The sequence below is a fragment of the Ornithinimicrobium sp. genome (genome assembly GCF_051004135.1).
GTDB lineage: Bacteria > Actinomycetota > Actinomycetes > Actinomycetales > Dermatophilaceae > Ornithinicoccus.
In genome coordinates this window covers 1-4,300 of sequence record NZ_JBPCKQ010000068.1, presented here as the reverse complement: position 1 = coordinate 4,300, position 4,300 = coordinate 1, and the positions used below count along the sequence as shown (strand labels likewise).

6 protein-coding genes are annotated in these 4,300 nt (G+C 44.8%); 4 read left to right on the top strand and 2 right to left on the bottom strand.

Features of this window, described 5'->3' with window-relative positions; translation table 11 throughout:
* Nucleotides 1-72: 72 nt before the first annotated feature.
* Together ACR2FV_RS03860 and ACR2FV_RS03855 are read left to right on the top strand one after the other, a co-directional pair.
* On the top strand, nt 73-441 hold the full coding sequence (locus ACR2FV_RS03860) for a group III truncated hemoglobin (protein WP_434014382.1): 369 nt from the start codon (nt 73-75) through the stop codon (nt 439-441).
* Nucleotides 442-545: 104 nt separating this feature from the next.
* Nucleotides 546-1,436 (top strand): hypothetical protein, encoded by an 891-nt coding sequence (locus ACR2FV_RS03855; RefSeq protein WP_434014381.1) that lies wholly within the window; start codon nt 546-548, stop codon nt 1,434-1,436.
* Nucleotides 1,437-1,439: 3 nt separating this feature from the next.
* Here the strand turns inward: ACR2FV_RS03855 and bshA are convergent, their stop codons facing one another.
* Complete coding sequence (bshA, locus tag ACR2FV_RS03850; RefSeq protein ID WP_434014380.1) at nt 1,440-2,585, bottom strand: N-acetyl-alpha-D-glucosaminyl L-malate synthase BshA; 1,146 nt, start codon at nt 2,583-2,585, stop codon at nt 1,440-1,442.
* Between the two features lie 127 nt (nt 2,586-2,712).
* Between bshA and ACR2FV_RS03845 the strand changes: the two genes are divergently transcribed.
* Both ACR2FV_RS03845 and ACR2FV_RS03840 read left to right on the top strand, forming a co-directional pair.
* Nucleotides 2,713-3,075 (top strand): VOC family protein, encoded by a 363-nt coding sequence (locus ACR2FV_RS03845; RefSeq protein WP_434014379.1) that lies wholly within the window; start codon nt 2,713-2,715, stop codon nt 3,073-3,075.
* Nucleotides 3,068-3,673, top strand: a complete 606-nt coding sequence (locus ACR2FV_RS03840; protein ID WP_434014378.1) for a DNA-3-methyladenine glycosylase — start codon at nt 3,068-3,070, stop codon at nt 3,671-3,673. The genes ACR2FV_RS03845 and ACR2FV_RS03840 overlap by 8 nt, the downstream gene beginning before the upstream one ends.
* Nucleotides 3,674-3,722: 49 nt before the next feature.
* Here ACR2FV_RS03840 and ACR2FV_RS03835 read toward each other — a convergent pair.
* A partial coding sequence (locus ACR2FV_RS03835; protein WP_434014377.1) for a DNA-3-methyladenine glycosylase family protein occupies nt 3,723-4,300 on the bottom strand: 578 nt, incomplete at its 5' end.

Sequence of the window (4,300 nt, the reverse complement as noted above, 5' to 3'; positions counted from 1 at the left end):
TCTTTGAGTTGGCACACGCTTCACGCCGCGCTGCACGGTGAAGAGGAAGTTTCGACCGAATAAAATCTGCCGATGAAAAAAGACATCGAAACGCGCGAAGATTTGGAATATCTGTTGGATGAATTTTACAAAATCGCCACAAAAGACAATGAAATCGGACATCATTTTGACGATTTGGATGTGAAAACACATTTGCCGGTAATTGTTGATTTCTGGGAAAAAACACTTTTCGGCAAACCCGTCTATTTCGGCAATCCGCTGTTTGTTCATCAGATTCTGCACGCCAAATCGCCGCTGACTTTAGCGAATTTTCAGCGTTGGGTTGAAATTTTCAGCGCGACGATTGACAGATTATTTATTGGAGAAACAGCGGAAGCCGCCAAACTTCGCGCCAAAATGATCGCTCACAGTCTAAATCAAAATCTCAATCGAAAATCGTAATTTACTTTGTAATCGTTAAAACAAAACTGTCACAAAACATCGCCTCGCGGTGTTTTTCTTTTGTAATACAAACAAAAATCAATACTTATAAGGAGTTTTTCCAAATGTTCAATAAATTGCAAAATTCGATGTTTTCTATCTTCACTCTGGCGTTTATCGTGCTGGTTTTCGGTTCTTACGTGATCGTCGCGCAAACCAGTTTGACAGGCAATTGGACGGCAAAAACAAAAGCCGAAACGCCCGATAAAATTTATTTGTCTTTTGAACGCAGCAACGAAAAAGGCGGCAGAAATCAGATGGGACAAAGTTATAACTTTAACGATTTCCAAGGTTTGTCGCGTGAACAAGCATTAAATAACGGCGCGGTCAGATTTTCTCTGGTGCGTGAAGCCGGAACGATTGACTGCGAAGGCAGTTTTACGAACGGCAAAGGCGCGGGAACTTTTCGTTTTACGGCAAATCCGCAATTCATTTCGGCGATGAAATCGCGCGGTTTCGATTTTGAAAAAAATTCTTCAAAAAATGACCGCGACACTGAAAACAGACTTTTTGCCGCGACGACTTTGAATGTAACGACTGCTTTAGCCGACGATTTGCTCTCGGCAAATTTTGGCAAACTTGATGTTGACGACCTTTTTAAAGCGGCGATTTTCAAAGTTGATTCGAAGTTTATGCGTGAAATGAAAGCAAGCGGTTTTGCCAATCTGGAATTTGAAGATTTAGTCAAAGCGCAAATTTTCAAAATTGATGCTGATTTCGTCCGCCAGGTCAGCGCGATGGGTTTTAGTAACGATCCTTTTGAAAGTTTGGTGAAAATGCGGATTTTTAAAATCACGCCGGAATTTATCAGCGAAGTCAGAAACACAGGCGTTAATAATGCGTCGGTCGAAGAACTCGTCAGGATGAAAATCTTCAAAATAGACGGCGAATTTATCCGCAGCAATCCAAATCTGAGCGTCGAAGAATTGGTGAGAAAACGCATCGGTGTCAGATAAAATTTATGCGTTTTGTTTTTGTTCGCTCTGCGAGAGAATCTGCTCGTAAAACTTAATGTAATGCGGAATGATAATTTTCGAATCATAACGCGAAACGGCAAGTTCGCGCGATTTTGCGCCGAAAGCTAAACGCATTTCTTCGTCATTTAAAAGTTTCATCACGTCGTCGGACATTTTTTCCGTGTCGCCGATGTCGCTTAAAAATCCTGTTTCGCCGTCGGTTACGACTTCGGGAATTCCGCCGATGCGCGTGGCGATAACCGGAACTTCGCAGGCGGCGGCTTCGAGCGCGGCGAGACCGAATGATTCCAGTTCGGACGGCAGCAGGAAAATGTCCGCCGCGCCCAGATAATCGGCGATGTTCGCCCGTTTGCCGACGAAAACTACATTTTCTTTGACATTCAACTGTTCGGCTCTGTATGAACAAGCGGCGCGTTCCGGTCCGTCGCCGACCATAATCAATTTGGCGTTGCCGCCTTTTGCTTTGACTTTGGCAAGAATTTCAATGCAGTCGAGCGGACGTTTGACGGGGCGAAAATTTGAAACGTGAACAAGAATTTTCTCACCGTTTGGCGCGAGTTCGCGGCGCAAAGGCGAGTTCTCGATTTTTTGATAATGCTGCGGACAAATAAAATTCGGAATGACTTCAATCTCGTCAAAATCGAAAGTTTCAATCGTCGCCTGTTTTAAGAATTTGGAAACTGCCGTTACGCCGTCCGACTGCTGCAAGCCATAGCGCGTAATCGGCAAATACGAACGATCTGCCCCGACGAGCGTGATGTCCGTTCCGTGAAGCGTTGTAATGACGGGAACAAAGCGTTTTTGCTTGATTGATTCGCGGGCGAGAATTGCCGAAATCGAATGCGGAATCGCATAATGAACATGCAGCAAATCGAGTTTTTCCGCCCGCGCGACCGTCGCCATTTTTGTCGCCAGTGCAAGATCATACGGCTGATGCTCGAACAAAGGATATGTCATCATTTCGACTTCGTGAAAATGCACTCGATCATTGAGTTCGACAAGTCGCGTCGGCAGCATTGACGAGATAAAATGGACGTTGTGACCGCGTTCGGCGAGTTCGCGTCCTAATTCCGAGCCGACAATTCCGCTTCCGCCGTAAGTTGGATAAACCGTGATTCCGATATTCATAATTGATTCAAAACTGCTTGTTTTCTTAATTTATCATTAACTGCCCGTAATTTACATTTACAAACATATTGTTTGCCTTTCGCTTTATATTTATTACTTGTTAAAATTAAGTCGAGAGGAAAATTTTATGCAGAACGAAACAGAATTAAGATTTACGGGCGCGGTTGACCATTTGGCGATTAAATGCGAAGACCTCGAAAAAGATGTCGAAGAATATAAGCATTTGGGATTTACGGTTGAAACGATTTACGAAGATTGGGCGATGATGCGCGACGCGAAAGGTTTCGGCATCGCTCTTTTGCCGCCAAATTCAAACCATCCGGCGCATCTCGGTTTAGAAGTCGAAACAATGGAAGAGTTGGAAAAAGCCGCCGAAAAAGAAAATCGTCCAATCAAACCGCACCGCGACGGAACTTCGTCTTTTTACACGAAAGGCGTTGGCGGTCAGATTGTCGAACTTATCTATTATCCGCCTAATTTTGATGGATAAAATTTCCCGCAAGTTTTACACGCGCAAAGATACTTTGCAGATTGCGCGGGATTTGCTCGGCAAAATTCTTGTCGTTCCGGTGGAAAACGGCGAACGAGTTTCGGCGATGATTGTCGAAACCGAAGCGTATCTCGGCGCGATTGACAAAGCCGCGCATTCTTACAATAATCGCCGCACAAAGCGTACCGAAACGATGTTCGCCGTCGGCGGAACAGTTTATATTTTCTTCATTTACGGTATGTATTTTCAGTTTAATGTCGTCGTCGGAGAAGTTGATACGCCGCACGCGATTTTAGTTCGCGCCGTTGAACCCGTTGAAAATATCGAGATTATGCGGACGCGGCGTGGCAAAATGTCGGATAAAAATTTGACTTCGGGACCCGGAAAACTCTGTATCGCGCTCGGAATTGATAAAACTTTTAATAAAGAAGATTTGCTCGGAAACCGCGTCTGGCTCGAAGAAGGAAAAACATTTTCCGACAGCCAAATCGAAAGCGGCAGACGCATCGGGATTGATTACGCCGAAGAATTCGCCGAAAAACCGTGGCGTTTTTGGGTGAAAAATAATTTGTTTGTCAGCCGCGTTCCTAAAGGATAAAGGCGAAAGGATAAAGATTAAAATTGTTTCTTAATTTATCCTTTCGCCTTTATCCTTCATCTTTTAGAAGGTGCCACTTTTCCGTCATATCGCACCACATCACGAGTCCGCGCCAATGGGCGAATTTCTCGTAAAATTGCTTAATTTCTTGGTCGTCGCAAACTGTTTCATTATTACGTTTTTTGTAAAACTGCGAACGCAGCCACGAATCGAGCGCGAGTCCGTCGTAGCGTCCGACGAGTTTTAAAAGATTTTCCGCCGCGTAATCGCCGACACCTTTGATTTGCTTCATTTGCTTTTTTAATTCCGATGTCGGCAAATCGGAATTGAGCCAGTTTTCAGGATTTATTTTTCCGCCGGCGACGGATTCGGCTAATTCGGCAAAATACGGCGAGCGATAACCGGCGCGGATTTCGTTTTTGTAAAATTCGGCTGATTCGTTTGCCATTTGTTCGGCGGTCGGAAAGGTGCGTTTGCCGTTTTTGGCGGGCGTTCCGAGTTTTTCAACCAGATTCGCCGTCATTTTTTTCGTCAACGCCCACGAGCAGTTTGTCGTGCAGATTGTTTTTACCAAATCTTCGTAAACCGTCGGCGAACGAAGCATTCTGCCCGTGTTTGTTGCGGAAA

Coding starts and splice junctions, on each gene's coding strand:
- ACR2FV_RS03840 (WP_434014378.1), top strand. CDS start 3,068: ATGGATAAAATTTCCCGCAAGTTTTACACGCGCAAAGATACTTTGCAG.
- bshA (WP_434014380.1), bottom strand. CDS start 2,585: ATGAATATCGGAATCACGGTTTATCCAACTTACGGCGGAAGCGGAATT.
- ACR2FV_RS03855 (WP_434014381.1), top strand. CDS start 546: ATGTTCAATAAATTGCAAAATTCGATGTTTTCTATCTTCACTCTGGCG.
- ACR2FV_RS03860 (WP_434014382.1), top strand. CDS start 73: ATGAAAAAAGACATCGAAACGCGCGAAGATTTGGAATATCTGTTGGAT.
- ACR2FV_RS03845 (WP_434014379.1), top strand. CDS start 2,713: ATGCAGAACGAAACAGAATTAAGATTTACGGGCGCGGTTGACCATTTG.